Origin of the sequence: Jannaschia halovivens (assembly GCF_046452375.1) — a bacterium.
Lineage (GTDB): Bacteria > Pseudomonadota > Alphaproteobacteria > Rhodobacterales > Rhodobacteraceae > Jannaschia > Jannaschia halovivens.
The window spans coordinates 2,515,132-2,539,530 of sequence record NZ_JBKFDJ010000001.1; the positions used below are offsets into that span (position 1 = coordinate 2,515,132).

Below are 24,399 nucleotides of genomic sequence, written 5' to 3' on the forward strand. Positions count from 1 at the left end.
ACGGATTTACGCTGCGGCAACCTTGCGGCGCGTGAGCGGCGTTTCGTTGACCGGCAGATGGACGATCGCCGAAAGCAGTCCGACTCCCACCCCGACCCACCAGACCGCGACGTAGCTGCCCGTGGAATCGTAGAGCGCGCCGCCCAGCCAGACGCCGAGAAAGCTGCCGAGCTGGTGCGAGAAGAAGACCAGCCCGTAAAGCGTGCCCATGTAGCGCAGTCCGTAGATATGCGCGACGAGGCCAGAGGTCAGCGGCACCGTGGCAAGCCAGAGCGACCCCATCGCGACCGAGAAGAGCACAACCGAAAGCGGCGTGATCGGCAGCAGGATGAAGAGCGCGGCCACCACCGTACGGCCGAGATAGATGCCCGCCAGCAGCTTCTTGCGACTGAAGCGCTGACCCAGCCATCCCGCGTAGAGCGTGCCCGCGATATTCGCGAGCCCGATGAGCGAGATCGCGACGGCACCCAGCGCCGAAGTCGTCGTGATGCCCATCGAATGCAGCGTCGAGCCGGGGTCGATCGGGCCGCACATCTCGGTGACGAAGGCCGGGAAATGCGCCGTGATGAAGCCGAGCTGGTAGCCGCAGGAGAAGAAGCCCACGAAGATCAGCGCGTAGGACGGATCGCGGACGGCCTTGGTCAGGATCGCGCCCATCGATTCCTCGAGCGCGGCCTTCGGGACGACCGGCGCCCGCATCGTCGGGAGTGCGAAGAGCGCGAGCCCGATGACGCCCGCGAAGATCAGGAAGACCTCTTGCCAGGAAAAGCTCCCCAGCAGCCATTCGGCGATCGGCGGGCCGAAGACCTGTCCCAGCGATCCGGCGGCGGTCGCGATGCCCAGCGCCATCGAGCGGTTCTCGTCCGAGGCGGCGCGTCCCACGACCGCGAGGATCACGCCGAAGCCCATTCCCGCGATGCCGAAACCCACGAGGATTTCCAGCAGTTGATGCGCCCCCGGCGTCACCGCGAATGACGACAGCACGAGCCCCGCCGCGTAACAGATCACGCCCGCGACGATCGCCTTCCGGTCTCCGAAGCGATCGGCCAGCGCACCGAAGATCGGCTGGCCGATCCCCCAGGCGAGGTTCTGGATCGCGATGGCGAGGCTGAACTCGGCCCGGGGCCAGCCGAACTCGGCCGCGATGGGGATCTGGAAGACGCCGAAGCTCGATCGGATCGCGAAGCCGATCATCAGGACGATGCAGCCCGACACGAGGACGGGGGTGACGAGGTTCTGGCGCGGCGCGGTGGCGGACGGTTCGGACATGGGGTGCAGTTTCATCCGGCAGGCCGAAGCGTCAACGCGGGAAATCTTGGGCACGCATCAGATCGGCTGACGCGAGCGCCGCGCGCGCTTGACACCCCCGGTCGCCGCGCCGACGCTCGGCCACGTCTTTTCAAGGAGGTCTGCCATGTCCCGTTTCACCACGCTCACCCTGTCCCGTCGACGCCTCCTGGGATCGGTCGCGACGCTCGGCGGCGCAGCGCTGCTGCCCCGAATGGTTCGCTCCGACGGCCACGCGCCACTGAAGGTCGCTGGGATCTACACCGTGCCGGTCGAGCAGCAATGGGTCAGCCGCATCCATCAGGCCGCCGAGACGGCGCAGGCGCGGGGCGATATCGAGTACAGCTTCACCGAGAACGTCGCCAACACCGACTACCCCCGCGTGATGCGCGAATATGCCGAATCCGGGGTCGACATGATCGTGGGCGAGGTGTTCGGCGCCGAGGCCGAGGCGCGCGAGGTCGCCGCCGAATATCCCGACACCGCCTTCCTGATGGGCTCGTCCTTCAAGGAAGATGCGGGCCTGCCGAACTTCGCGGTCTTCGACAATTACATCCAGGACGCGGCCTATCTCTCGGGGATCATCGCGGGGTCCATGACCGAGAGCGGGAATATCGGCATGGTCGGCGGCTTCCCCATTCCTGAGGTCAACCGCCTGATGCACGCCTTCATGGCCGGCGTCCGCGAGACCTCGCCCGAGGCGACCTTCCAGGTCAGCTTCATCGGCTCGTGGTTCGATCCGCCCAAGGCCAAGGAGACGGCCTTCGCGATGATCGAGAACGGCGCCGACGTGATGTATGCCGAGCGCTTCGGCGTGTCGGATGCCGCCGCCGAGCGGGACGTTCTGGCCATCGGCAACGTGATCGACACCCAAGGAGACTATCCCGACACCGTGGTCGCCAGCGCGATCTGGCATTTCGAGCCGACGCTGGACGCGGCCATCGCCGCGGTGAAGGCGGGCGAGTTCACCGCCGCCGATTACGGCCGGTTCAGCTTCATGGATCGAGGCGGATCGAGCCTTGCGCCGCTGGGCACGTTCGAAGGCCGCGTGCCGCAGGAGGCGCTGGACCTCGTGGCCGAGCGCGAGGCCGCGATCCGGGCGGGCGAATTCTCGGTCGAGATCAACGACGACGAGCCGAAGTCCTCCTGACGTGACGGGGGACGGCGAGGCGGAGGTCGTCCTCCGCCTCGAGGGCATCACCAAGCGGTTCGGGCCGGTCACGGCCAATGACGGCGTCGGTTTCACCCTGCGACGCGGTGAGGTCGTGGCGCTGCTGGGCGAGAACGGCGCGGGCAAGACGACGCTGATGAACATCCTCTTCGGGCAGTACACGCCCGATGCGGGGACGATCGAGGTGATGGGCCAACGCCTGCCGGAGGGGAGCCCGGGTGCCGCCCTGCGTGCAGGTGTCGGCATGGTGCATCAGCATTTCACGCTGGCGGGGAACCTCACGGTGCTGGACAACATCGCGCTGGGTACGCGGCCGCTCTGGTCGCCGGGCTCGGGGCGGCGGGCCGCGCGGGCGCGGATCGCGGATTTGGCGCGGGATTACGGGCTGGCGGTCGATCCCGACGCGCTGGTCGGGCCGCTGACAGTCGGCGAACGTCAACGGGTCGAGATCCTGAAGGCGCTCTACCGCGACGCGCGCATCCTGATCCTGGACGAACCGACGGCGGTGCTGACCCCTCAGGAAACCGAGGACCTCTTCGCGACGATGCGCCATGCCGTCGCGGACGGCTTGTCGGTCATCTTCATCAGCCACAAGCTCCACGAGGTGGCGGCGATCTCGGACCGGGTCGTGGTGCTCCGCCATGGCCGCGTCGTGGCCGAGGCCGCGACCGCCGACACCTCCCGCGAGGAGATGGCCCGCCTGATGGTCGGGACCGAGATCCCCGCCCCCACGGTCCGCCCGCAGGCCCCCGGCGACGCGGTGGCCGAACTTCGGGAGGTCGACACCCCTCGCACCGGGCTCGCCCCCGGCCTCCGGTCCGCGACGATGGCGATCCGGCGTGGCCAGATCGTCGGGATTGCAGGGGTCTCGGGCAACGGGCAGGCGGCGCTGGCCGATCTTCTGGGCGGGCTCGTCGCGCCGATCGCGGGTCGGTTCGCGCTTAAGGGCGACGTTCCCGCCGACTGGTCGCCCCGCGCGGCCGTCAATGCGGGGGTCGCGCGCATCCCCGAGGATCGCCACCGCACCGGCACCGTCGCCGACATGGACCTGACCGAGAACGCGATGCTCGAACTCTATGCCCGCCCTCCCATGAGCCGGGGCGGCTGGCTGAACCGGGGCGCGGCCGCCGCCTTCGCGCGCCGCATCATCGACGGCTACGACGTGCGCTGCCCCGGACCGGACACGCGCATTCGCCTGCTGTCGGGGGGGAACATGCAAAAGCTGATCCTCGGACGCGTGCTCGAGACCACGCCCGACCTGATCGTCGCGAACCAGCCGGTGCGCGGCCTCGATATCGGGGCGCTGACATATGTCCACGAACAGCTTCTGGCCGCACGCGACCGGGGCGCGGGCGTCCTTCTGATCTCCGAGGATCTCGACGAGATCGTGGCGCTGTCGGACGTGATCCACGTCATCAGCCGGGGCCGCCTGTCGCCCCCGTTCGAACGCGGGACGATGACGCCCGCCGAACTCGGCGGCTGGATGGCCGGGCAGGGGTTCGATCATGCGGCTTGAACCCATCGCCGCCCCCACCGCGCTCCGCACGGTCGGGTTGCCCGCGCTGGCCCTGGTGCTGACCGCGCTCTTCGCGACCGGGCTCGCGGCCTTGGCGGGGGCCGCGCCGCTGGCGGTGGCGGGCCTGATCGTCGAGGGCGCGGTCGGATCGAAATTCGCCCTGCTCGAGACGCTGAACCGTGCGACGCCGCTGATCTTCACCGGGCTCGCCGTCGCGGTCGCGTTCCGCGCCAAGCTCTGGAATATCGGGGCCGAGGCGCAGCTCTATCTCGGGGCGGTGGCGACGGTCGTTCTCGGGACCGGCGCGCTGGGCTGGCCCGGCGCGACGCTGCTTCCGGTGCTGGCGCTGGCCGCGATCGTCTGCGGGGCGGTCGCCCTGCTGGTTCCGACCTACCTCAAGACGCGCTTCGGCGTGGACGAGGTGGTCACGACGCTCCTGTTGAACTTCGTGGTCCTCCTCTTCGTCTCGATGCTGCTCGAAGGGCCGCTGAAGGACCCGATGGGCCTCGGCTGGCCGAAATCGGCGGCGCTGGTCCCCGAGGCCCGGCTGCCCCGGATCGCCGAAGGCCTGCGGCTTCATTGGGGGTTCGGACTGGGACTGATCGCGGCGGGCGTGGTCTGGGTGATCCAGACGCGCACCATCTGGGGCTACGAGATGCGCGCCGTCGGGCTGAACGTCGAAGCGGCACAATTCGCGGGCATTCCGGTCCGCGCGACCTTGGTTCGGACGGCGGTCCTGTCGGGCGGGCTCGCCGCACTCGCGGGCTTCTCGGAGGTGGCGGGGGCGAAGGGGTCGCTGACCTTGGATCTGTCACCGGGCTTCGGCTACACCGGCATCATCGTCGCGATGCTGGCGCTTCTCAATCCGTTGGGCGTGGTCGTCGCCGCGATCTTCGTCGCGGGCATCTTCGTCGGCGCCGACAGCATGTCCCGCGCGGCGGGCGTCCCGACCTATCTGGCCGATATCCTGCTGGCGACCGCGCTCCTCTCGATGGTGCTGGCCATCCTGCTGACGCGGTTCCGGATGCGGCGCGGATGATGGAGATCGTCGAAATCCTCCTTTCGGCCAGCTTCTGGGCCGCCGCGATCCGCATCGCCTCCCCGCTGATCTTCGCGGCGATGGGCGAATTGATCTGCGAGCGGGCGGGCGTCCTGAACCTCGGGATTGAGGGGATCATGGTCACCGGCGCCTTCGCGGGCTGGATGGCGGTCTATGCGGGCACGGGCCTCTGGGCCGGGGTCGGCGTGGCACTTCTGGCGGGGATGACGTTTGGCCTCCTGCACAGCGTCCTGACGGTGCCCTTCGGCCTGTCGCAACACGTCGTGGGCCTCGGGATCACGCTCCTGGCGACCTCGGCGACCTATTACGCCTATCGCCTGGCCCTGCCCGAGGTGACGAGCCCGCCCAAGATCGAGGCGTTCCAGCCCTGGCCCGTGCCCGGCCTGTCGGAGATCCCGATCCTCGGCGAGGCGCTCTTCACGCAGACACCGCTCACCTATGCCGCCTTCGCCACCGCCGCGCTCGTGGCGCTGGTGCTGTTCCGCACGCCGCTGGGGCTCGCGGTCCGCGCGGCGGGCGAGAACCCGGCGGCGGTCGCGGCGCAGGGCCTCTCGGTCACGGTCCTTCGAATGGGGGCGGTGATCGTCGGGTCGGGCCTGATGGCAGTCGGCGGGGCGTTCCTGACCATGTCGGCCTTCGACAGCTTCTTCTTCGAGATGGTGAACGGGCGCGGCTGGATCTGCATCGCGCTGGTCGTGTTCGGCGCATGGAAGCCCGGCAAGACGCTGCTGGGCGCGATCCTGTTCGCGGCGTTCGACGCATTGCAGATCCGCCTCCAGCAGACGCCGCTCGGGGCCGACATTCCGTATCAGGTCTTCCTGATGGCGCCCTATATCCTGTCCATCCTGGCCCTCGTGGTCATGTCGCGCCGCGCGCAGGTGCCCGCGGCCCTGATGGTGCCGTTCAACCGGGGGGAGCGCTGATGTTCGATCTGATCGTGAAGGGTGGCACGCTGCCCGACGGGCGCGCCGCGGATATCGGCATCCGGGGCGACCGGATCGCCGCCGTCGAGGCGCGGCTCGACGCCGAGGCGGGCGAGGTGATCGACGCGACGGGCGACCTCGTGTCTCCGCCCTTCGTCGATCCGCATTTCCATATGGACGCCACGCTGAGCTACGGCATCCCGCGCGTGAATGCCTCCGGCACGCTGCTCGAGGGGATCGGCCTCTGGGGTGAGCTCAAGCAGGTGATGACCCAAGGCGAAGTTCGCGACCGCGCGCTGGCCTATTGCGACTGGGCCGTCTCGATGGGTCTTCTGGCGATCCGCAGCCATGTCGATACCTGCGACGACCGTCTGCTCGGGGTCGAGGCGCTGCTCGATGTCCGCGAGACGGTGAAGCCCTATCTCGACCTGCAACTCGTGGCCTTCCCGCAGGACGGCGTGTTTCGCGACCCGACCGCATGGGACAACACCGTGCGCGCGCTGGACATGGGCGTCGACATCGTCGGCGGCATCCCGCATTTCGAGCGCACGATGGCCGAAGGCGCGCGTTCGGTCACCGCGCTCTGCGAACTGGCCGCCGAGCGGGGCTTGCCCGTCGACATGCATTGCGACGAGACCGACGATCCCATGTCGCGCCATATCGAGACGCTGGCCGCCGAGACGACGCGGCTGGGCCTCGGGGGTCGCGTCGCGGGCTCGCACCTGACGTCCATGCATTCGATGGACAATTACTACGTCTCGAAGCTCATCCCGCTGATGGCGGAGGCTGGGGTCGCGGCGATCCCCAACCCGCTGATCAACATCACGATCCAGGGACGGCACGACACCTACCCCAAGCGCCGTGGCCTGACCCGCGTGAAGGAGCTGCTGACCGCCGGGATCGAGGTCGGCTGGGGACAGGATTGCGTCCTCGACCCGTGGTATCCGCTGGGCACCGCCGACATGCTCGACGTGGCCTTCATGGGGATGCATGTCGCGCAGATGACCCACCCGTCCGAGATGCGCCGCTGCTTCGACATGGTGACGGAGGGCAATGCGCGCATCCTCGGGCTCGACGGCTATGGCCTGGCGGTCGGTGACATGGCCTCGCTCGTCGTGCTGGATGCGGGCGATCCGGTCGAGGCGCTGCGCCTCAGGGCCAGGCGGCTCGCGGTGGTCTCGAAGGGCAAGGTCGTCGCACGCGGTGCGCGGGACGATGCGGAGCTCGACCTGCCCGGGCGTCCCGGCTCGGTGCGCCGCCGCCACCGGAGCGTCTAGACCGGCATCAGCGCCCCCCTCCCGCCGATCACCTTCGCCGAGAGCTCGCAGCCCGTGCGGAGTGCCGCCTCGGGGTCCGCACCGTCCATCTGCGCGGCGAGGAACCCGGCGTTCCAGCTGTCGCCGGCGGCAGTCGAGTCGACCACGTGCGGTACCGGCGCCGGGTCGTGATGCGCGAGGCCGTCCGGCGTGGCACAGATCACCCGGCCCGGCCCGTCCTTGACCGCAACGATCGCCGCCCCGGCCGCGCGATAGCGGTCCAAGGTCTCCCGGGGATTGGCATCGCCGAACCAGGTCGCCTCGTCCTCGTGCGACGGCAGTATGATGTCCGCGCGCGCCGCAGCCGTCATGACGGCAGAACACATCGCGGCGCCGTCGGGCCAGAGGCGGGGCCGCAGGTTCGGATCGAACGCCACCTGCGCGCCCGCCGCCCGTGCCGCGTCCAGCCGGTCCATCAGCGCCGCGCGCCCCGGCGCGTCGAGGATGCCCAGCGTGATCCCCGAGAGGTAGATGAGATCGGCGTTCGTGAATGCCTCGGCCAGCGCGTCGCCCTCGGCGAGCCGCCGTGCCGCCGACTGCCCGCGCCAGTAGGAAAAGCTCCGCTCGCCATCCTCGAGTTCGATTAGGTAGAGCCCGACCGTCCGCGCCGGGTCGCGCACGACATGCGCCGTCCCGATCCCCGCCGCCGCCATCGCCGCGACCATCCGGTCCGACAGCGCGTCCGTGCCGACGCGCGTGGCATAGTCGACCGTCCACCCCGGCCGCAGCCGCGCCAGATACCAGGCCGTATTGAACGTGTCCCCCGCGAAGCTGGGGCGCAGCAGACCGCCCTCCGCCGGTGCCAGCTCGACCATGCATTCGCCCACCGATACGACCCGCATCCCGCTCCCCTTCCGCATCCGACCGCCGGACCTTCGCACGGGGCTGACGGGGGCGCCATGCCGCGCTAGATGCGGGACGGATGACGACGCTTCCCGACCTCTATGCCGCGCGCGTGGCCGATGGCCACCTGTCGCGCGACCCCGCGCAGGAGGCCGCGCTGGAGGTGCTGGAGCGCATCCGCGCCAAGCTGGCCGAGCCGGAGAAGCGCGGCCTCTTCTCGCGCCGCCGTGCGCCCGAAGGCCCGATGGGTGCCTATCTCTGGGGCGGGGTCGGACGCGGCAAGTCGATGCTGATGGACCTTTTCCACGAGGCGTCGCCGGTGCCGTCGCGCCGGGTCCATTTCCACGCCTTCATGCAGGAGATGCACGAGGCCCTGCACGAAGCCCGCGCCACCGGTCAGCGCGACGCGCTCGCCCCCTTTGCGGAGGGCGTGATCGACCGCGTGCGCGTGCTCTGCTTCGACGAGATGCAGATCACCGACATCACCGACGCGATGATGGTCGGGCGGCTCTTCGAGAAGTTATGGGAGGGCGGGGTGCATATCGTCACCACCTCGAACCGCGTACCGGACGATCTCTACAAGGACGGGCTGAACCGCGCGCTGTTCCTGCCCTTCATCGAGATGGTGAAGACCCGGATGATCGTCCACCATCTCGATGCGCCGACGGATTACCGGCAGGGTCGGCTGGCCGGGGTGCAGAGCTATTTCATCGGCGGCGGCAGGCTGGACGAGGTCTGGGCGGACCTGTCCGATGGACGCTCCGAGGGGCTCACGCTGCGGGTGAAGGGGCGTGAGTTGCGGCTGGACGACTTCGCCTCCGGTGTCGCGCGCGCATCCTTCGCGCAGCTCTGCGGCCAGCCCCTGGGGGCGGCGGACTACCTCGCACTGGCGCGCGCGGTGCGGGTCCTGATCCTGACCGACGTGCCGGTGCTCGACCGCGCCCATGGCAACGAAGCGCGGCGCTTCGTGACGCTCATCGACGCGCTCTACGAGGCGGGCGTGCGCCTGATCGTCAGCGCCGAGGCCGAACCCGAGGCGCTGTCGGGCAAGGACGTGTTCGAGTTCGAACGCACCGCGTCCCGTCTGCGCGAGATGCAAGCCGAGGGCTGGGGCGCGGCCTAGCCGGGGATCACCTGCATCAGCGCCTCGCCCGCATGGGGCACGCCGCCCCGCACGGTGACTTCGCGGACGACATCCAGACCTGTCTTGATGCCCGCGTCCCGCCGCGCCCGTCGCCACGCCTCCCAGTCCAACCCTTTGAGGGGCGCGAACGTCGCGCGTCCGCGGCGCGGCGTGTCGTGTACCGTGGCCCCGGTGTTGAACGGTGCGATCTCGGCGCGGTCCCAGACGGGACCCAGCAGCGCGCGCGTATCGAAGCCGTGCCATTCCACGCCAAGGCCCATCTTGGCCCGCGCCTTCGCGTTGTTCGCGCCGATGCCGCGATCCGGCCAGAAGAACACCCGGTCGTTGAGCATCGCCAGCCACGCCTCCGGCGTTAGCCCATCATCGAGTTTCGTCGCCAGCTTCCGGAGGCTCAGAGGGCCGTTATCCGTGATCGTGATCGGCGTGCCGTCGGGGAGGTTCGACCGCACGGGACGCGGGCGACGGGCCGTCATGTCGATGCCCGTCCGTGCGCCGATCTGGCCGGCTGTCAGCAGGCCGTGCTGTCGAATCCCCTCGGCCGATCCGGGTTCCGACACCCGCCAGAGGACCGGGATGCGTGCGGCGAAGGCCTCGGGTGTCATCCGTGGCGACGCGGCAGCGAGAGCGACGACATCGGCAGCGGGCCGCAGGGGTTCGACGGATCGGGCGAGATCCGGAGCGGGGTCGCGGGCGGCACGCCGCTCTCGTCGATGAAGACTCCGTCGACGCAGATGTCCTGCGCCCGGTTGCCGCCGTTGAAGCCGAAGCCCGGATTTCCGCAATCATCCGCAAAGCCGTTGGCGTTCCATTCCTGGTAGGTGCCCTGCGCCGGCTCGCCCCCCATGGGGAAGGCCAGCCGGTCCGCGTCGAAGCGCAGCGTCCACGCGGTCTCGGGCGTCCGGTCGGCCAACGTCCACTGGCCCAGCACGGCGTCGCCGCGCAGCCCGGTGATCGCGAACCCGGTGATGTCGGCTTCGGTCAGGATGCCGGTCGCACCGTCGGGATAGGAGATCGTCCCCTCGATCCGGTATCCGTCGGACCCGATCCAGCAGAACGCGTGCGTGGCGGCGTGGGCAGGCGCGACGAGAGTGGCGAGGGCGAGGACGAGGCGGATCATGGGCGATCTATCGACGCGGGCGCGGGCCGGATCAAGTCGCGGAAACGCCGCGGGCCGCCCGGCAGGGGGCGGCCCGAAGACGTCGGAGGGAGGGGATCACCAGTCGCCGGGACCACGATCGCGGAAGCTCTCGACGAGGAAGTCGATGAAGGCGCGGACCTTCGGCTGGGTGTAGCGGCCCGGAGGATAGACCGCGTAGACGCCCTGCACCTCGGGGGCATGGTTCTCGATGGCGGGGACGAGCTTCCCCTCCTTCATGGCGTCCGCATAGAGGAAGTCCGGCAGGAACGCGATGCCAAGGCCGTTGCAGGCCGCGTTCAGGAGCGACTGTCCATCGTTCACGGTCAGCCAGCCGGCCGAGCGAACCTGACGCTTTTCGCCTGAAGGGGCGGTCAGCTTCCAGACCGAGCCGTTGGCCTGGTTCGAATAATGCAGAAGCTTGTGGTCGTTGAGGTCGTCGATCCGCTGCGGGCGACCATATTCCTCGAGATATTCGGGCGAGGCGATCATCTGCTTGTGCGTTTCGGCCAGCTTGCGGGCCCGCATGGAGCTGTCTTCCAGGTCGCCGATCCGCACCGCGAGGTCGAACCCTTCCGAGATCAGCTCCACGTAGCGGTTGTTGAGGACCATGTTGACCGTGATGTCGGGATATTCGTGCAGGAAGCCCCCGAGAATCGGGCTGAGGTGATTGACGCCGAAATCGGTGGCGACCGACACCCGCAGCACGCCCGAGGGGGCCGACTGCATCGAGGTCACCAGCGCATCTGCCTCGCCCGCGTCGTTCAAGACGCGGCGGGCGCGGTCGTAATAAGCCAAGCCGATTTCCGTCGGGCTGACGCGGCGGGTGGTGCGATTGAGGAGCCGGGCGCCCAGCCGCGTCTCGAGCGAGGACACATGCTTCGAGACGGCGGATTTGGAGATGCCGAGCTTCTTTGCGGCATCGGTGAAGCCGCCTTGGTCGACGACCGTGGCAAAAGCTTCCATTTCAGACAGGCGATCCATTTGGCAGACCCTTCGGCAAACATACTGGTTGGTCATCAGTGATGCCCTCCGATTGCGGCCTTTCCTTGCCTCATGTCGGTCACGGACGGGATTGTTTCTGGATTTAAGCGGGGCAGATCGTGGCGCGCGCCGGGCGGTAAGTAGTTGTTAACCTTCGGGTTCAGTTGGTCGCCGGTATTCACAAAGCCTCAATCTGGCGGCTCTAGGGTTCGCCGGGATGTCCGATACTGCCCCGATCCATGCCGATGCGCCTTATCCCGTTCCTGCGAACGAATGCGCGCGCGGCCATGTCATCGCCGAACTCGACCTGCCGCGCCGCGCGGACGATCCCTTCTTTGCCCATGTCGTCGATCTGGCACGGAGGATCTTCGACGCGCCGGTGGCCTTCATCTCGCTGATCTCGGGCGAGGAGCAGCGCTTCCTGCGAATCGACGGCATGGATCTCGAGGGGACGCCGCGGACCCATTCGATGTGCGCCTACACGGTGGCCGCGCGCCAAACGATCGTCTCCGGCGACACGCATGACGACCCTCGCTTCCGCGATCATCCCATCGTGGCCGGACCGCCCCATGTGCGCTTCTCGGCCAGCGCGCCGGTGATCCTTTCGTCGGGTTTCTGCCTCGGCACGGTCTGCGCGGTCGATCTGGTGCCCCACGATCCTCCAACGCCATCGCAAATCGCCCAGCTGGACGCGCTGGCCGGCATGGTCGCGCGCTTTTACGAAGTCCCGCTCGAGCCCGACCCGGCCCATGCCCACCGCCTCCGTGCCATCGCGTCCGAGGCGCAGGACGCGTTTCTCGACCTGATCGGGCACGAATTGCGGACGCCGCTCAACGGCATCATGGGGCTGGCCGAATGCCTTTCGCCCACCGATCCGGGCGAGGCGGAGATCGTCGCCGCCCTCAAGGGATCGACGGAGCATCTCGGCGCGATCGTCGAGAGCATCCTGTCCTTTACCGAATTGCGCTCGGGCGATGTGGCGCTGAACGAGGCGCCAGCGCGGATCGACATGCTCGTCACGCGGGCCGTCGACCGGATGCGCAGGCTGGCGGCGGCGCGGGGCACGTCGGTCGTTCTCCACCTGCCGGACAGCGAGGCGCGCCCGCTCATCGATGCCGCCAAGCTGGAACTCGCGATCACCTGCCTTCTCGACAACGTGCTGGCTCATGGCGGCGGCCAAGCGGTCGTGACCGTGACGACGGACCCCAGTGCCGGCATCCAGATCACCGTGCAGGACGACGGCGCGGGCATCCCCGACGCCCAGCAGGCCCGGATCTGGTCCGCCTTCGCGGTCGGCGCCGATCTGCACACGCGCGCCACCGATGGGCTGGGCCTCGGTCTGCCGCTCGCGCATCGCATCGCCGAGCTGCATGGCGGCACGCTGACCCTCCAGCCCGCGACCACCGGCATTTCGGTCGTGATGACCCTTCCGGGATGGCGCATGGCGGCTTGATGGTCCGGCACACCGACGGGCAGCGACACGACGGGCCGGCCCTTAATCGGACCTGCGAGACGCGGCATGCCTGACATGCCCTTCGGCGGCCCTGGTCCCGTATGGGTCCGAAGGGCCCGCGCCTGCCCTGCGAACATACTCGGCGGGGACAGCGCGCCGACCTCGTACGGACGCGGTCGCGCCCAAAGGCTCTAGAAGGTCGCGGCCAGCCGCGCGCCCTGATCGATGGCGCGCTTGGCGTCGAGCTCGGCGGCGACGTCGGCCCCTCCGATGACGTGGCAGGCGATGCCCTCGGCCTCGAGCGCATCCGCAAGGCCGCGTTCCGGCACTTGCCCCGCGCAGAGGACGATCGTATCCGCCTCGATCAGGGTCGGCCGCTCGCGCGCCTCGCCGAAGCTGATCTCCAGCCCCTCGGGCACGATCCGCTCGTAATTCACGCCGCCGACCATCTGAACGTCCTTCATGGCCAGCGATGCGCGGTGGATCCAGCCTGTCGTCTTGCCCAGCCGCTTGCCCAGCTTCTCGGATTTGCGCTGCAGCAGCGTGATATGCCGCGCCGACGGTTCGGGTCGCGGGCCCTCGGGCTCCAGCCCGCCGCGATGATCCTCGGGATCGGCCACGCCCCATTCGCGCAGCCAGGCATCCAGGTCCTCGGTCGTGCTCTCGCCGCCGTCATGGGTCAGAAAGTCGGCGGTATCGAACCCGATCCCGCCCGCACCGATCACGGCCACGCGTGCGCCGACCTCGGCCCCACCGCGCAGCACGTCGATATAGCTCAGGACGTTCGGTCCGTCCTGCCCCTCGATGCCGGGGTCGCGCGGCGACACGCCCGTCGCGATCACCACCTCGTCCGCGGCGCGCAGGTCGTCGACACCCGGCGCGGTCCCCAGCCTCACGTCGATTGACGGGTGTTCGACCATGCGCGCCATCCAGTCGACGAGGCCCACGAACTCTTCCTTGCCGGGAATCACCTTGGCCATGTTGAGCTGGCCGCCGATCTGCTCGGCCTTGTCCCAAAGCGTGACGCGGTGACCCCGTTCGGCGGCGACCATGGCCACGGTGACGCCCGCCGCACCGGCGCCGACGACGGCGACATGACGGGGCGTCTCGGCCGGATCGTAGCGCAGCTCCGTCTCGTGGCAGGCGCGCGGGTTCACGAGGCAGGACGAGATCTTGCCCCCGAAGGTATGGTCGAGACAGGCCTGGTTGCAGGCGATGCAGGGCGCGATCTCGGCGGCGCGCCCGGCGGCAGCCTTGGCCACGAAATGCGAATCCGCAAGGAACGGGCGCGCCATCGAGATCATGTCGGCGCAGCCGTCGGCGAGCACGGCTTCGGCCACCTCGGGCGTATTGATCCGGTTCGACGTGATGACGGGGATCGACACCTCGCCCATCAGCTTCTTCGTGACCCAGGTGAACGCGCGGCGCGGCACCGAGGTGGCGATGGTCGGGATGCGCGCTTCGTGCCAGCCGATGCCGGTGTTGAGGATGGTCGCGCCCGCCGCCTCGATCTTGCCGGCCAGCGCCACGACCTCGTCCCAGGTCTGGCCCTTGGGGATGAGGTCGATCATCGACAGCCTGTAGATCAGGATGAAATCGTCGCCCACGGCCTCGCGGACGCGCCGCACCACCTCGACGGGGAGGCGCTGGCGGTTCTCGAGCGAGTCGCCCCAGCGGTCGGTTCGCTTGTTGGTATGTTCGACGAGGAACTGGTTCAGGAAATACCCCTCGGACCCCATCACCTCGACGCCGTCATACCCGGCCTCGCGGGCGCGGGCGGCGGCGGTCGCGATATCGGCGATCTGTTTCTCGATACCGTCCTCGTCCAACTCCTTCGGGGGGAAGGGCGAGATCGGCGACTTGATGGGCGAGGGCGCGACGCATTCGGGCGAATAGGCGTAGCGTCCGGCATGGAGGATCTGCATCGCGATCTTGCCGCCCGCGTCGTGGACCCGGTCGGTGACGGTGCGGTGGTTGGCGATGTCGGCGTCCGAGAACAGGCCGGCCGCGCCGGGAAACACCCCGCCTTCGCGGTTGGGGGACATGCCGCCGGTGACCATCAGGCCGACGCCGCCCTCGGCGCGTTCGGCATAGAAGGTCGCGACGCGGTTCCAGTCCTTCGTCTCCTCGAGGCCGGTATGCATCGACCCCATCAGCACGCGGTTCCTGAGCGTCGTGAAGCCGAGATCGAGCGGCTCGAGCAGGCGGGGATAATCGGTCATGCGGGCGTCCTCCTGGTTGGGGGATGTGCCGCCCGGCGCGCAAAGTCACGCCGGACGCGGCGTCAGACGGTCATTCGGTCGAGGCGACATGGGCGCGGAAGGACCGCTTGAGGATGTCCAGTTCGTCGCGCATGGCGTCCAGTTCGGCGCGCAGGTCGGTCTCGGCATCGAGGCCGCAAATCACCGTCACGCGGTCGAGCACCGCGCCGTCCCCTGTGCGGATCGAGACGGTGCGCGTCCCCTCGGTCAGAAGGCTCGGGTCGAGCTCGGCTTCCACCTGCCAGCCGCCGTCGACCGGGGCGGGGGTCAGGTGGCCGGTGACGTCCGCGCCGATCACCAGCTCGAGCGGCGGCGGATCGCCCGCGCCGGTCAACAGACCGCGATAGGTGCCGCCGACGATCCCGGCGCGGTGGAGAACCCAATCCATGCGATCCCTCCTTCTAGAGGTCGGCGCGGGGGCGCCGCGTGACGGTCATGTCGGCGATATCGACCCGGTTCATCGCGGGCCGCTCGAAGATCAGGTCGATCCAGGCATGCTCCAGCCGGGTCGGGTTGATCTCCTGGAAGCCGAGGTCAAATTCGGCGGTGACCGGGCTGTCTGGCCGGTTGCCGGGGGAGAGCTCGCTGACGAGCTGTTCGGTGTTCGGACCGTGGCGGACGTTCAGGCGGACGAACATCTCGGCCGGCCTCTCGCGGCGGAGGGTGAGTGTGACGCGGACGATGTGACTGGTCCGGAGCGTGGTCGCGCCCTCGGGGGGCAAATCGAGCGCGAGCGACAGGAACGACCCGTCGAAGCGCAGCGCGTCGAGCGACAGCGCGTAGGGGGCAACGGCCAGCGGATCGGTGCTCCGCCGCTGGCGAAGCGTGATTTCGGAGAGGGGGCAGTCGTGAAAGAGCGTGATGCCGGGCGCAAGCGTCGTGCCGCCCGCCGCGCCGGAGATGCAGGCGGGGTCGAGCGCCGCGGACCACGGCAGCGGCCGCCACGCCCAGTCGCATTGCGCGGGGCGCGCGATGCCGTCCTCATCCATCCGGGGGCGTTTCATGCGAGCCTCGGACGCGTCGGCGATCCGGCGTGCCTGGGCGGCGACATCGCGGGCCACGGGGCCCAGCGCGGCCAGATCGGTCGTCCGCATCGTCGTGACCGCCCCGGCCGCCGCGCGCCACGCATCCGCCGCGCGCTGGCGGCGGAGGGCGTCTATCAGGCGTGGAAGCCGGGGTGCCATGTCACAGGTCCATGTAGACGTGCGCCTCCTGCGCGCCGCCGGGATGGGTCGGGGCGCCGGCCTTGGCCGAGCCGACGAGCTGCGCGTATTTCCACAACGCGCCCGAGGCGTAGATCGTCTTGCGCGGCCCGGACCAGTCGGCGCGCCGTGCCTCCAGTTCTTCGTCCGTCAGGTCGACCGAAATCGTGCCCTCGATGGCGTTAAGCGTGATGACGTCGCCATCCTTCAACATCGCGATGGGGCCGCCATGGGCCGCCTCGGGGCCGACATGGCCGACACAGAAGCCACGCGTCGCGCCGGAAAAGCGGCCGTCGGTGATGAGCGCGACCTTCTTGCCCATGCCCTGACCGGACAGGGCGGCGGTCGTGGCCAGCATCTCGCGCATGCCGGGGCCGCCCGCAGGGCCCTCGTTGCGGATGACGATGACCTCGCCTTCCTCGTATTGCCGTGCCTTCACGGCCTCGAAGGCATCTTCCTCGCATTCGAAGACGCGCGCGGGGCCGGTGAAGAGCTGGTGCTGCGCCTCCATGCCCGCGACCTTCACGATGGCGCCGTCGGGCGCGAGGTTACCCTTGAGGCCGACGACGCCGCCCGTCTTGGTGATCGGGGTCTCGACCGGGTAGATCACCTTGCCATCCGCCTCGCCGCGCGTCTCGTCGATGACTTCGCCCATGGTCTTGCCGGTGGCTGTCATGCAGTCCTCGTGGATGAGGCCGGCTTTGCGCAGCTCCTTCATCACGATCGGCACGCCGCCCGCCTCGTAGAGGTCCTTGGCCACGTATTGGCCGCCGGGCTTCAGGTCGACGAAATAGGGCGTGTCGCGGAAGATGTCGCAGACGTCGCCCAAGTCGAAATCGATCCCGGCCTCGTGCGCGATCGCGGGCAGATGCAGGCCCGCATTTGTCGAGCCGCCGGTGCAGGCGACGACGCGCGCGGCGTTCTCGAGCGACTTGCGCGTGACGACATCGCGGGCGCGGATGTTCTTCTCGATGAGGCTCATCACGGCGACGCCGGATGCGATGGAGTACTGGTCCCGGCTCTCGTAGGGGGCGGGGGCGCCCGACGAGTTCGGCAGCGCCAGCCCGATCGCCTCGGACACGCAGGCCATGGTGTTGGCGGTGAACTGGCCGCCGCAGGCACCCGCGCTGGGGCAAGCGACGCGCTCGAGGATTTCCAGCGCGGCGTCCGACAGGTTCCCGGCCTGATGGTTGCCCACGGCCTCGAACATGTCCTGCACGGTCAGGTCGCGGTCGCGATACTGCTGGGGGATGTCGGCCCCCGCGGGCGCGCGGCCCGGCAGGATCGAGCCGCCATAGATGAAGACCGACGGTGTGTTCAGCCGGACCATCGCCATCATCATGCCCGGCAGCGACTTGTCGCAACCCGCAAGGCCCACGATGGCGTCATAGCAATGCCCGCGCATCGTCAGCTCGACCGTGTCGGCGATGGCTTCGCGGGACGCCAGTGACGAGCGCATCCCCTCGTGGCCCATGGCGATGCCGTCGGTGACGGTGATGGTCGTGAATTCGCGGGGCGTGCCGCCGCCCTGCTTGACGCCCAGCTTCACGGCCTGCGCCTGCCGGTTCAGGGCGATGTTGCAGGGCGCGGCCTCGTTCCAGCAGGTGGCGACGCCGACCCAGGGCTGGTGGATCTCCTCGTCGCCCAGGCCCATCGCGTAGAAGTAGGACCGGTGCGGTGCGCGCGCAGGGCCTTCGGTGACGTGCCGGCTGGGCAGGTTCGTCTTGTCGGTGGGGGCTTTCAGCATCGTCGTATCCTCCTCGGCGCGCACCCCCTCGGATAGACGCCGCGTCCCCCCCGGACAAGCGCGATTGCCGTAAGCGCCTTGTGTCGCTAGATTCGCGAAAAAAACATAAGAGGGCATCGAGCATGTGGACCTCTCCGTTCGAATCTTTCGTAGCCCCCGCACGGGCGCGACCGCATCTTTGGCGCATCATCCTGGGCTTCGTCCTGGCGATGCTGACTTGGGCCGTGGTCTACGTGGTGATGATCGCGGGCACCGCGTTCGTGGCGATGGCGACCAGCGATCCGGCGTTGGCCGGGCCGAACGGCCTGCCGACATGGTTCGCCGATTTCGCCATCGGTAAGACACCGACGGGCGTCGTCGCGACGCTCGCGACCTTCGCGGGGATGCTGCTGGGCACGATCCTCGCGGCGCGGTGGCTGCACCGCCGGTCGGCCGCCAGCCTGTTCGGAGCCCATATGCTGCCGGACTTCCTCGCGGCCGGCGCGATCACCGGCGGGGTCGGGCTCGTGGCACTGCTGATGCTCGGGGCGGGCGACCTGACGCTGGTGCCGGCCACGCCGATCGACCTCTTCCTGACTTTCCTGCCCATCGTCCTCGTGGCGCTCCTGCTCCAGACCGGGGCGGAAGAGCTCTTGTTCCGCGGCTATCTCCAGTCCCAGCTCGCCGCGCGCTTCCGCAGTCCGATCGTCTGGATGCTGGTACCGTCGGTAATGTTCGGATCGCTCCATATCGACATCGGTACGCTCTGGGGCACGGGCACGCTCGCGCCCAATGACGGGCTGATCTTCGCGGCGACGACGCTGGTCGGGTTGATCACGGCCGACCTCGTGCGCGTCACCGGATCGCTGGGCGCGGCCTGGGGCCTGCATTTCGTCAACAATTGCCAGGCGCTGCTGCTGATCTCGCTCGACGACGTGCTGTCGGGGCTCGCACTCTACAAGCTGCCCTTCGACGGCGACGATCTCGAGATGCTGCCGTTCCTCATCCTGCAGGACATGGTTCTCCTGGTGATCATCTGGGCCTGCATCCGGCTTTGGCTGGCGCGCCGGGGACGCATGGCCGCCGCCTGAGCGCGAATTGCATTCCCCGGCCGCGCATCCTATCTCGGCGGGGCCAATCAGGGGGCACGCATGAACTGGATCTCGAACTACGTCCGGCCGAAGATCAACAGCCTGTTCTCGCGCCGCGAGGTGCCCGAGAACCTGTGGACCAAGTGCGACGAGTGCGGAACGATGCTGTTTCACCGCGAGCTGAAGGACAACCTGCGCGTCTGCACCTCATGCGGCCATCACATGAACATCGCCCCGCGCGAGCGGTTCGAGGCGCTGTTCGACGGTGGCATCTTCACCGACGTCGCGGTGCCTGCCCCGGTCGAGGATCCGCTGAAGTTCCGCGACCAAAAGCGCTACCCCGAACGGCTCAAGGCCGCACAGAAGGCCACGCAGGAGGCCGAGGCGATGCTGGTCGCCGAAGGTGAGATCCACAAGACGCCCATCGTCGCCGCCGCGCAGGATTTCGGTTTCATGGCCGGATCGATGGGCATGTATGTCGGCAACGCGATCATCGCCGCCGCCGAACGCGCGGTGAAGCTGGAGCGTCCGCTGGTCCTGTTCTCCGCCGCGGGCGGCGCGCGCATGCAGGAGGGCATCCTGAGCCTGATGCAGATGCCGCGCACAACGGTCGCGGTCGAGATGCTGAAGGAAGCGGGCCTGCCCTATATCGTCGTGCTGACGCATCCGACGACGGGCGGGGTCACGGCCTCCTACGCGATGCTGGGCGACGTCCAGATCGCCGAACCGAACGCGCTCATCTGCTTCGCCGGGCCGCGCGTCATCGAACAGACCATCCGCGAGACGCTGCCCGAAGGGTTCCAGCGGGCCGAGTATTTGCTCGACCACGGGATGCTCGACCGGGTGACGCCCCGCGGCCAGATGCGCGACGAGCTGGCCACGATCCTGCGCATGCTGACCGGGCAAGGCCCCGTCGTGCATGGCGACCTGCCACGCCCGATCGAGACGATCCAGCCCGAGCCCGCCGTCGAGGCGCCCGAGCCTGCGGCGACCAAGGCCTGACGGGGGGCGCAGGGCCACGCGATCGCCGGTTGACCGCCGACGCCCCGGCCCGGACAAGGCGCCCATGACCAGCTCCGATGTGATCCTCGAGCGCCTGATGGCGCTGCACCCGAAGGTGATCGACCTCGTGCTCGACCGGGTGCACCGGTTGCTCGACGCGCTCGACCATCCCGAAACGCGCCTTCCGCCGGTGATCCATATCGCCGGCACCAACGGCAAGGGGTCGACGCAGGCCATGATCCGCGCGGGGCTGGAGGGCGCGGGCGACACCGTCCACGCCTATACCTCGCCGCATCTCGCGCGGTTCCACGAACGCATCCGTCTGGCGGGCGAGCTGATCCCCGAGCCGCTGCTGGCCGACCTCCTGGCTGAATGCGAGGCGGCCAATGGCGGCGCGCCGATCACCTATTTCGAGATCACGACCTGCGCCGCACTCCTCGCCTTTGCGCGGCACCCAGCGGACTGGACCCTCCTGGAAGTCGGGCTGGGCGGCCGGCTGGACGCGACGAACGTGGTGAATCCGGCGCTGACCGTCATCACGCCCGTCTCGATGGATCACGAGGGGTTCCTCGGGGATACGATCGCCAAGATCGCCGCCGAGAAGGCGGGCATCCTGAAGCCCGGCGTGCCCTGCATCGTCGGCCCGCAGGAGGAGGTCGCGCTCGAAGTGATCGAATACCGCGCCGCGCGACTCAACGCGCCGCTTTCCGTCCATGGTCAGCACTGGCACGTCACCGAGGAGAATGGCGGCCTCGTGTTCGAGGACGAGACGGGCCTGATGGACCTGCCGCCGCCGCGCCTGATCGGCGCGCACCAGGTCCAGAACGCGGGCATGGCCATCGCGGCGCTTCGTGAGCTGGGCCGGGCCGAGGGTGCCGCGGCGGCGATGCGCGACGCCGAGTGGCCCGCGCGGATGCAGCGCCTGTCGCGGGGCCCGCTGGTCGAGGCGGCGGGCGCGGCCGAACTCTGGCTCGATGGCGGGCACAACCTGGCCGCGGGCGTGGCGCTGGCCGAAGCGCTGGGCCGGTTGCCGGACCGCCCGGTGCATCTGGTCTGCGGGATGCTCAACACCAAGGACGCGACGGGCTACATGGCGCCCCTCGCCGAACGGGTACGCGCGCTTCACGCAGTCGCGATCCCGGGCGAGATCAACACACTGCCGCCCGAGGCCACGGTCGCCGCCGCGACCCGCGCGGGAATCCCCGCCGTCGAGGCCCCGTCCGTGGCGGACGCCATCGCAACGATTATCGCGGACGATCCCGCGGCCCGCATCCTGATCTGCGGGTCGCTCTATCTGGCCGGGCGCGTGCTCCGCGAGAACGGCTGAGGTCACTCGGTCGAGGTCAGCACCACTTCGACGCGGCGATTTGCGGTGCGGCCCTCGGGCGTGTCGTTGCGCGCAATGGGGGCGAAGAACCCGACGCCATGGGTCTCGATCCGGCCGGGCGCGATACCATGCGTGCCCGTCAAGAGCGCCTTCGCTGCATCGGCCCGCCGCCGGGAGATCGCCATGTTGCTTTCGGCCGTGCCCTCGGCATCGGTGTGGCCGACCAGCGCGATGGTCGCCGTGGCGTTGTCCCGCAGGAAGGCCGCGAGCGTGGCGAGCGAAGCATAATCGGTGCCCGGAAGCTGGGTCGAGCCCGTCGGGAAATCGAGGTCGTCGAGCACCGCGTGGCCCGTCTCGGTCAGCGTGCGTGTCACGTCGGAGGTGGCGCTGAGCCTTGGCGCGGGCGGCGGGTTGGAGGCGGATTTCGTGACGGCCTCGACCGTCCCGTCCGGGTCGAGATAGGCGGCCTGGACATAGGCGAGATCGCCCGACGGGCTGGCCAGCAGCGCAATCCGCTCATTTCCCTTCTGCGCCGCCAGGTAGCGGAAATCGGCGAGGTCCACGAACATCTCGGGCGCGGGGATGACGTCGATCTCGAAGCGAAAGTCGAAGCCGCCGCAGGCCCGCGTCCGGCATTCGAAGGTCATGGTCCAGCCGTCGGCCAGGAGCGCGTCCCGGAGAGGTGCCATGACCTGAAGGGCGGTCGCGCCGGGGGCCGCGATCTGCCAGACGCGGCGGGTCAGCGCGCCTTCGGCCACCTCCGCCGGAAAGACGCCATTCGCGAACGGGCCGGTCGCGAAGCGGTAGGAGGTCAGCGGCACGGTCTCGGCGAAGGACGGCGAGGCAGGCAGGGGCAGGTCCGGCACCTCGGCCCGGGCCGCGCCCATGGTGATCGCCAGGACCGCCAGCGCCCTCAACGGGACTGGCCGTGGTATTCGGGGTTCGGTTGCATCGCAATGGCCGAGGCCACCCGGTTCGTCATGTTGAAGAACCCGGCCACCGAGGCGAGGTCGAAGATGTCGCGGTCGCTCAGCCCGTGATCGCGCAGCGCCTGGCGGTCGCCCTCCACGAGGGTGGCGGAGGCGCGGGTCATCGTCACCGCGAAATCGAGCATCGCCCGCTGGCGGTCGTCGATCGGGGCCACGCGGTAGTTCATGGCGATCATCTCGCCCAAGGCCGGATCGCCCGAGAGCTGCCGCACGGCGGCCCCATGGGCCACGAGGCAATAGAAGCACCGATTCTCGGCCGAGACCGCGACGGCCACCATCTCGCGCTCCAGCTTCGTCAGGCCCGACGGAGCCAGCATCAGGTCGTTATACATCGCCGTGAAGGCGTTCAGCTTGTCGATGTCGAAGGCATAGGCCCGCAGGACGTTCGGCACGAACCCGAGTTTCTCGACGCAGATGTCGAAATAGCGCTGCGTCTCGGGCGGCAGCGGATCGACCTGCGGCAGGTCCAATGCGGTGGGCGAGGCTTCGGTCATGTCCGGCTCCAATAGCGGTATCCGCCGCGCCGGACGAGCCCCGCGCGCCTGTACAACGCGACGGCGGGCACGTTGTTCGCCTCGACCGGCAAGGCCATCGTATCGGCGCCGTGCTCGCGCGCCCAGCGCATGGCGTGGAGCATGCCGATCCGTCCGACACCTTTTCCGCGTGCCCGCGGCAGCGTCAGCACGAGATGGCAGACCGCGACCGTCCCGCTCTGCCCGACGAAGAGCGCGCCCGCCGCGCGGTCGTCGAAGCGCAGGAGGATCGCCGTCTTCGGCTCCGGCGCGCGGTGCATCGGGGTGCGTCGGTCGGGGCCGTTCCCGTGCTCGTCCCAGAGCGCGTCGCAGATCGCCATCGGAGGCCAGTGGGGAAACCCACTGACCGGTGGCGTGTCGGGCAGGGTGTCGGAGATCGGTCCCGCCATCAGGTCGGACGGATCGCTGGGCGCGTAGCCACGCGCCGCCAAGACACCCTCTAGCGCGCCGTCCTCCTCCATGATCGCGGCGAAGACCGTGCCCGGCCGCGCGGTCTCGACCGCCGCGACGTCCGCATCCGTGATCGCCGCGCCGGGGATCGGGCGGGCGGCGGTGCCCCGGCGGGTGCCCTCGCGTTCGGCGGGCAGATCGAACGGCCCCACGCGGTCGAGGCGGGAGGGCGGCCAGGTCGCCCGGATCGCGTCCATGATCGCCTGCGCGTCCGGAAGGGATCCGGCCCCGGTCATTCGGCGAAGAGCGCGGCGAGCCTGTCCGTCGCCTCCGTCACCCGCCCGGCATCCTGTCCGCGCACGACGATATTCGCGCCGAAGCGGCCATCCTTCTGGAAGGGGTATGACCCGATGGAGAGGTCGGGAAACGCCGCCGCCAGGTCGCCCAGCGGCCCGGCGATATCGCCCTCGCCCCGGTCGATCCGCGTCGAGGTCGAGACCAGCGGCGCGCCGCCCGTGAGCGTCGGCAGCACCGTCGCCACCATCGCCTGAAACACTGACGGCACGCCTGCCATGACGTGGACATTGCCCAGCGTGAAGCCCGGCGCGGTGCTGACCGGGTTGTCGATCAGCGTGGCGCCGTCGGGAATGCGGGCCATGCGCAGCCGCGCGGCGTTCAACTCGCCCCCGGTCCGTTCGTAATGCGCCGCCAGAAGGGCGCGGGCGTCATCCCGGATATCGACGGATGCGCCGAACGCCGCGCCGATGGCGTCGGCGGTGATATCGTCATGGGTCGGTCCGATCCCGCCCGAGGTGAAGACGTGGTCCCACGCCTCCGACAGCGCGCGCACGGCCGCGACGATGGCGTCGTGGTCGTCGCTGACCACGCGCACTTCCGACAGCGTGATCCCCATCTCGGTCAGCCGTCCCGCGAGATGGTGCATGTTGGCGTCACGGGTGCGCCCGGACAGGATCTCGTCCCCGATCACGAGCATGGCGGCGGTGGGGTTGGTCATCACTGGTTCTCCTGTCCGCCTGGGGTATAGG

23 protein-coding genes are annotated in these 24,399 nt (G+C 69.2%); 10 read left to right on the forward strand and 13 right to left on the reverse strand.

The window, feature by feature from the left end; all coding sequences use genetic code 11:
* Positions 1 to 6 precede the first annotated feature (6 nt).
* A complete protein-coding gene (locus ACK8OR_RS12730) occupies positions 7 to 1,269 on the reverse strand; it encodes an MFS transporter (RefSeq protein WP_410189755.1) in 1,263 nt (420 codons plus the stop codon).
* Positions 1,270 to 1,414: 145 nt separating this feature from the next.
* Here ACK8OR_RS12730 and ACK8OR_RS12735 point away from each other — a divergent pair, with 145 nt between their 5' ends.
* The 5 genes from ACK8OR_RS12735 to ACK8OR_RS12755 are packed head-to-tail and all read left to right on the forward strand — an operon-like array spanning position 1,415 to position 7,234.
* On the forward strand, positions 1,415 to 2,437 hold the full coding sequence (locus ACK8OR_RS12735; protein WP_410189756.1) for a BMP family protein: 1,023 nt from the start codon (positions 1,415 to 1,417) through the stop codon (positions 2,435 to 2,437).
* Position 2,438: 1 nt separating this feature from the next.
* Complete coding sequence (locus ACK8OR_RS12740) at positions 2,439 to 3,974, forward strand: ABC transporter ATP-binding protein (RefSeq protein ID WP_410189757.1); 1,536 nt, start codon at positions 2,439 to 2,441, stop codon at positions 3,972 to 3,974.
* A complete protein-coding gene (locus tag ACK8OR_RS12745) occupies positions 3,964 to 5,013 on the forward strand; it encodes an ABC transporter permease (RefSeq protein ID WP_410189758.1) in 1,050 nt (349 codons plus the stop codon). Before ACK8OR_RS12740 ends, ACK8OR_RS12745 begins: the two co-directional genes overlap by 11 nt.
* A complete protein-coding gene (locus tag ACK8OR_RS12750; RefSeq protein ID WP_410189904.1) occupies positions 5,013 to 5,957 on the forward strand; it encodes an ABC transporter permease in 945 nt (314 codons plus the stop codon). Before ACK8OR_RS12745 ends, ACK8OR_RS12750 begins: the two co-directional genes overlap by 1 nt.
* Entirely contained in the window at positions 5,957 to 7,234 is a 1,278-nt protein-coding gene (locus ACK8OR_RS12755) for an amidohydrolase family protein (protein WP_410189759.1), read from the forward strand. The genes ACK8OR_RS12750 and ACK8OR_RS12755 overlap by 1 nt, the downstream gene beginning before the upstream one ends.
* On the opposite strand, the gene ACK8OR_RS12760 is transcribed toward ACK8OR_RS12755, so the two are convergent.
* On the reverse strand, positions 7,231 to 8,115 hold the full coding sequence (locus tag ACK8OR_RS12760; RefSeq protein ID WP_410189760.1) for a sugar kinase: 885 nt from the start codon (positions 8,113 to 8,115) through the stop codon (positions 7,231 to 7,233). The genes ACK8OR_RS12755 and ACK8OR_RS12760 overlap by 4 nt on opposite strands.
* An 80-nt stretch (positions 8,116 to 8,195) precedes the next feature.
* Here ACK8OR_RS12760 and zapE point away from each other — a divergent pair, with 80 nt between their 5' ends.
* Positions 8,196 to 9,239, forward strand: coding sequence for a cell division protein ZapE (gene zapE / locus ACK8OR_RS12765; protein WP_410189761.1), 1,044 nt, complete (start codon positions 8,196 to 8,198; stop codon positions 9,237 to 9,239).
* On the opposite strand, the gene ACK8OR_RS12770 is transcribed toward zapE, so the two are convergent.
* The 3 genes from ACK8OR_RS12770 to ACK8OR_RS12780 all read right to left on the reverse strand — a co-directional run bounded on the left by ACK8OR_RS12770 (position 9,236) and on the right by ACK8OR_RS12780 (position 11,379).
* Entirely contained in the window at positions 9,236 to 9,862 is a 627-nt protein-coding gene (locus ACK8OR_RS12770; protein WP_410189762.1) for a DUF7002 family protein, read from the reverse strand. The genes zapE and ACK8OR_RS12770 overlap by 4 nt on opposite strands.
* Positions 9,859 to 10,377 carry a hypothetical protein gene (locus ACK8OR_RS12775; protein ID WP_410189763.1) on the reverse strand — a complete coding sequence of 173 codons (519 nt, stop codon included), beginning with the start codon at positions 10,375 to 10,377 and terminating at the stop codon, positions 9,859 to 9,861. The genes ACK8OR_RS12770 and ACK8OR_RS12775 overlap by 4 nt, the downstream gene beginning before the upstream one ends.
* Before the next feature lie 96 nt (positions 10,378 to 10,473).
* Positions 10,474 to 11,379 (reverse strand): LysR family transcriptional regulator, encoded by a 906-nt coding sequence (locus ACK8OR_RS12780; RefSeq protein ID WP_298438084.1) that lies wholly within the window; start codon positions 11,377 to 11,379, stop codon positions 10,474 to 10,476.
* A gap of 217 nt (positions 11,380 to 11,596) precedes the next feature.
* Between ACK8OR_RS12780 and ACK8OR_RS12785 the strand changes: the two genes are divergently transcribed.
* Positions 11,597 to 12,832, forward strand: a complete 1,236-nt coding sequence (locus tag ACK8OR_RS12785; RefSeq protein WP_410189764.1) for a GAF domain-containing sensor histidine kinase — start codon at positions 11,597 to 11,599, stop codon at positions 12,830 to 12,832.
* A gap of 191 nt (positions 12,833 to 13,023) precedes the next feature.
* Here ACK8OR_RS12785 and ACK8OR_RS12790 read toward each other — a convergent pair whose 3' ends face one another.
* The 4 genes from ACK8OR_RS12790 to ilvD form a co-directional block, all read right to left on the reverse strand.
* A complete protein-coding gene (locus tag ACK8OR_RS12790) occupies positions 13,024 to 15,054 on the reverse strand; it encodes an FAD-dependent oxidoreductase (protein ID WP_410189765.1) in 2,031 nt (676 codons plus the stop codon).
* A 70-nt stretch (positions 15,055 to 15,124) separates the two neighbouring features.
* Positions 15,125 to 15,481, reverse strand: a complete 357-nt coding sequence (locus ACK8OR_RS12795; RefSeq protein ID WP_410189766.1) for a hypothetical protein — start codon at positions 15,479 to 15,481, stop codon at positions 15,125 to 15,127.
* A 13-nt stretch (positions 15,482 to 15,494) separates the two neighbouring features.
* Positions 15,495 to 16,277 carry a DUF6478 family protein gene (locus ACK8OR_RS12800; protein WP_410189767.1) on the reverse strand — a complete coding sequence of 261 codons (783 nt, stop codon included), beginning with the start codon at positions 16,275 to 16,277 and terminating at the stop codon, positions 15,495 to 15,497.
* 1 nt (position 16,278) lies between these two features.
* On the reverse strand, positions 16,279 to 18,042 hold the full coding sequence (ilvD, locus tag ACK8OR_RS12805) for a dihydroxy-acid dehydratase (RefSeq protein ID WP_410189768.1): 1,764 nt from the start codon (positions 18,040 to 18,042) through the stop codon (positions 16,279 to 16,281).
* Positions 18,043 to 18,164: 122 nt separating this feature from the next.
* Between ilvD and ACK8OR_RS12810 the strand changes: the two genes are divergently transcribed.
* The 3 genes from ACK8OR_RS12810 to ACK8OR_RS12820 all read left to right on the forward strand — a co-directional run bounded on the left by ACK8OR_RS12810 (position 18,165) and on the right by ACK8OR_RS12820 (position 21,441).
* A complete protein-coding gene (locus ACK8OR_RS12810) occupies positions 18,165 to 19,112 on the forward strand; it encodes a CPBP family intramembrane glutamic endopeptidase (RefSeq protein WP_410189769.1) in 948 nt (315 codons plus the stop codon).
* 60 nt (positions 19,113 to 19,172) lie between these two features.
* Entirely contained in the window at positions 19,173 to 20,114 is a 942-nt protein-coding gene (gene accD, locus ACK8OR_RS12815) for an acetyl-CoA carboxylase, carboxyltransferase subunit beta (RefSeq protein WP_298438106.1), read from the forward strand.
* A gap of 64 nt (positions 20,115 to 20,178) precedes the next feature.
* Positions 20,179 to 21,441 (forward strand): bifunctional folylpolyglutamate synthase/dihydrofolate synthase, encoded by a 1,263-nt coding sequence (locus ACK8OR_RS12820; RefSeq protein ID WP_410189770.1) that lies wholly within the window; start codon positions 20,179 to 20,181, stop codon positions 21,439 to 21,441.
* Between the two features lie 2 nt (positions 21,442 to 21,443).
* Here ACK8OR_RS12820 and ACK8OR_RS12825 read toward each other — a convergent pair whose 3' ends face one another.
* Genes ACK8OR_RS12825 through ACK8OR_RS12840 form a run of 4 tightly spaced genes read right to left on the reverse strand, consistent with a single transcriptional unit; the run spans position 21,444 to position 24,368 of the window.
* Positions 21,444 to 22,358, reverse strand: a complete 915-nt coding sequence (locus tag ACK8OR_RS12825; RefSeq protein WP_410189771.1) for an OmpA family protein — start codon at positions 22,356 to 22,358, stop codon at positions 21,444 to 21,446.
* The gene (locus ACK8OR_RS12830) at positions 22,355 to 22,924 is read right to left on the reverse strand and encodes a peroxidase-related enzyme (protein WP_410189772.1); all 570 of its coding nucleotides are present in this window, start codon (positions 22,922 to 22,924) and stop codon (positions 22,355 to 22,357) included. Before ACK8OR_RS12830 ends, ACK8OR_RS12825 begins: the two co-directional genes overlap by 4 nt.
* Complete coding sequence (locus ACK8OR_RS12835) at positions 22,921 to 23,610, reverse strand: GNAT family N-acetyltransferase (protein WP_410189773.1); 690 nt, start codon at positions 23,608 to 23,610, stop codon at positions 22,921 to 22,923. Before ACK8OR_RS12835 ends, ACK8OR_RS12830 begins: the two co-directional genes overlap by 4 nt.
* 35 nt (positions 23,611 to 23,645) lie before the next feature.
* A complete protein-coding gene (locus tag ACK8OR_RS12840) occupies positions 23,646 to 24,368 on the reverse strand; it encodes a competence/damage-inducible protein A (protein WP_410189774.1) in 723 nt (240 codons plus the stop codon).
* Between the last annotated feature and the right edge of the window lie 31 nt (positions 24,369 to 24,399).

Coding starts and splice junctions, on each gene's coding strand:
- ACK8OR_RS12730 (WP_410189755.1), bottom strand. CDS start 1,269: ATGTCCGAACCGTCCGCCACCGCGCCGCGCCAGAACCTCGTCACCCCC.
- ACK8OR_RS12735 (WP_410189756.1), top strand. CDS start 1,415: ATGTCCCGTTTCACCACGCTCACCCTGTCCCGTCGACGCCTCCTGGGA.
- ACK8OR_RS12745 (WP_410189758.1), top strand. CDS start 3,964: ATGCGGCTTGAACCCATCGCCGCCCCCACCGCGCTCCGCACGGTCGGG.
- ACK8OR_RS12750 (WP_410189904.1), top strand. CDS start 5,013: ATGGAGATCGTCGAAATCCTCCTTTCGGCCAGCTTCTGGGCCGCCGCG.
- ACK8OR_RS12755 (WP_410189759.1), top strand. CDS start 5,957: ATGTTCGATCTGATCGTGAAGGGTGGCACGCTGCCCGACGGGCGCGCC.
- ACK8OR_RS12760 (WP_410189760.1), bottom strand. CDS start 8,115: ATGCGGGTCGTATCGGTGGGCGAATGCATGGTCGAGCTGGCACCGGCG.
- zapE (WP_410189761.1), top strand. CDS start 8,196: ATGACGACGCTTCCCGACCTCTATGCCGCGCGCGTGGCCGATGGCCAC.
- ACK8OR_RS12770 (WP_410189762.1), bottom strand. CDS start 9,862: ATGACACCCGAGGCCTTCGCCGCACGCATCCCGGTCCTCTGGCGGGTG.
- ACK8OR_RS12775 (WP_410189763.1), bottom strand. CDS start 10,377: ATGATCCGCCTCGTCCTCGCCCTCGCCACTCTCGTCGCGCCTGCCCAC.
- ACK8OR_RS12780 (WP_298438084.1), bottom strand. CDS start 11,379: ATGGATCGCCTGTCTGAAATGGAAGCTTTTGCCACGGTCGTCGACCAA.
- ACK8OR_RS12785 (WP_410189764.1), top strand. CDS start 11,597: ATGTCCGATACTGCCCCGATCCATGCCGATGCGCCTTATCCCGTTCCT.
- ACK8OR_RS12790 (WP_410189765.1), bottom strand. CDS start 15,054: ATGACCGATTATCCCCGCCTGCTCGAGCCGCTCGATCTCGGCTTCACG.
- ACK8OR_RS12795 (WP_410189766.1), bottom strand. CDS start 15,481: ATGGATTGGGTTCTCCACCGCGCCGGGATCGTCGGCGGCACCTATCGC.
- ACK8OR_RS12800 (WP_410189767.1), bottom strand. CDS start 16,277: ATGGCACCCCGGCTTCCACGCCTGATAGACGCCCTCCGCCGCCAGCGC.
- ilvD (WP_410189768.1), bottom strand. CDS start 18,042: ATGCTGAAAGCCCCCACCGACAAGACGAACCTGCCCAGCCGGCACGTC.
- ACK8OR_RS12810 (WP_410189769.1), top strand. CDS start 18,165: ATGTGGACCTCTCCGTTCGAATCTTTCGTAGCCCCCGCACGGGCGCGA.
- accD (WP_298438106.1), top strand. CDS start 19,173: ATGAACTGGATCTCGAACTACGTCCGGCCGAAGATCAACAGCCTGTTC.
- ACK8OR_RS12820 (WP_410189770.1), top strand. CDS start 20,179: ATGACCAGCTCCGATGTGATCCTCGAGCGCCTGATGGCGCTGCACCCG.
- ACK8OR_RS12830 (WP_410189772.1), bottom strand. CDS start 22,924: ATGACCGAAGCCTCGCCCACCGCATTGGACCTGCCGCAGGTCGATCCG.
- ACK8OR_RS12835 (WP_410189773.1), bottom strand. CDS start 23,610: ATGGACGCGATCCGGGCGACCTGGCCGCCCTCCCGCCTCGACCGCGTG.
- ACK8OR_RS12840 (WP_410189774.1), bottom strand. CDS start 24,368: ATGACCAACCCCACCGCCGCCATGCTCGTGATCGGGGACGAGATCCTG.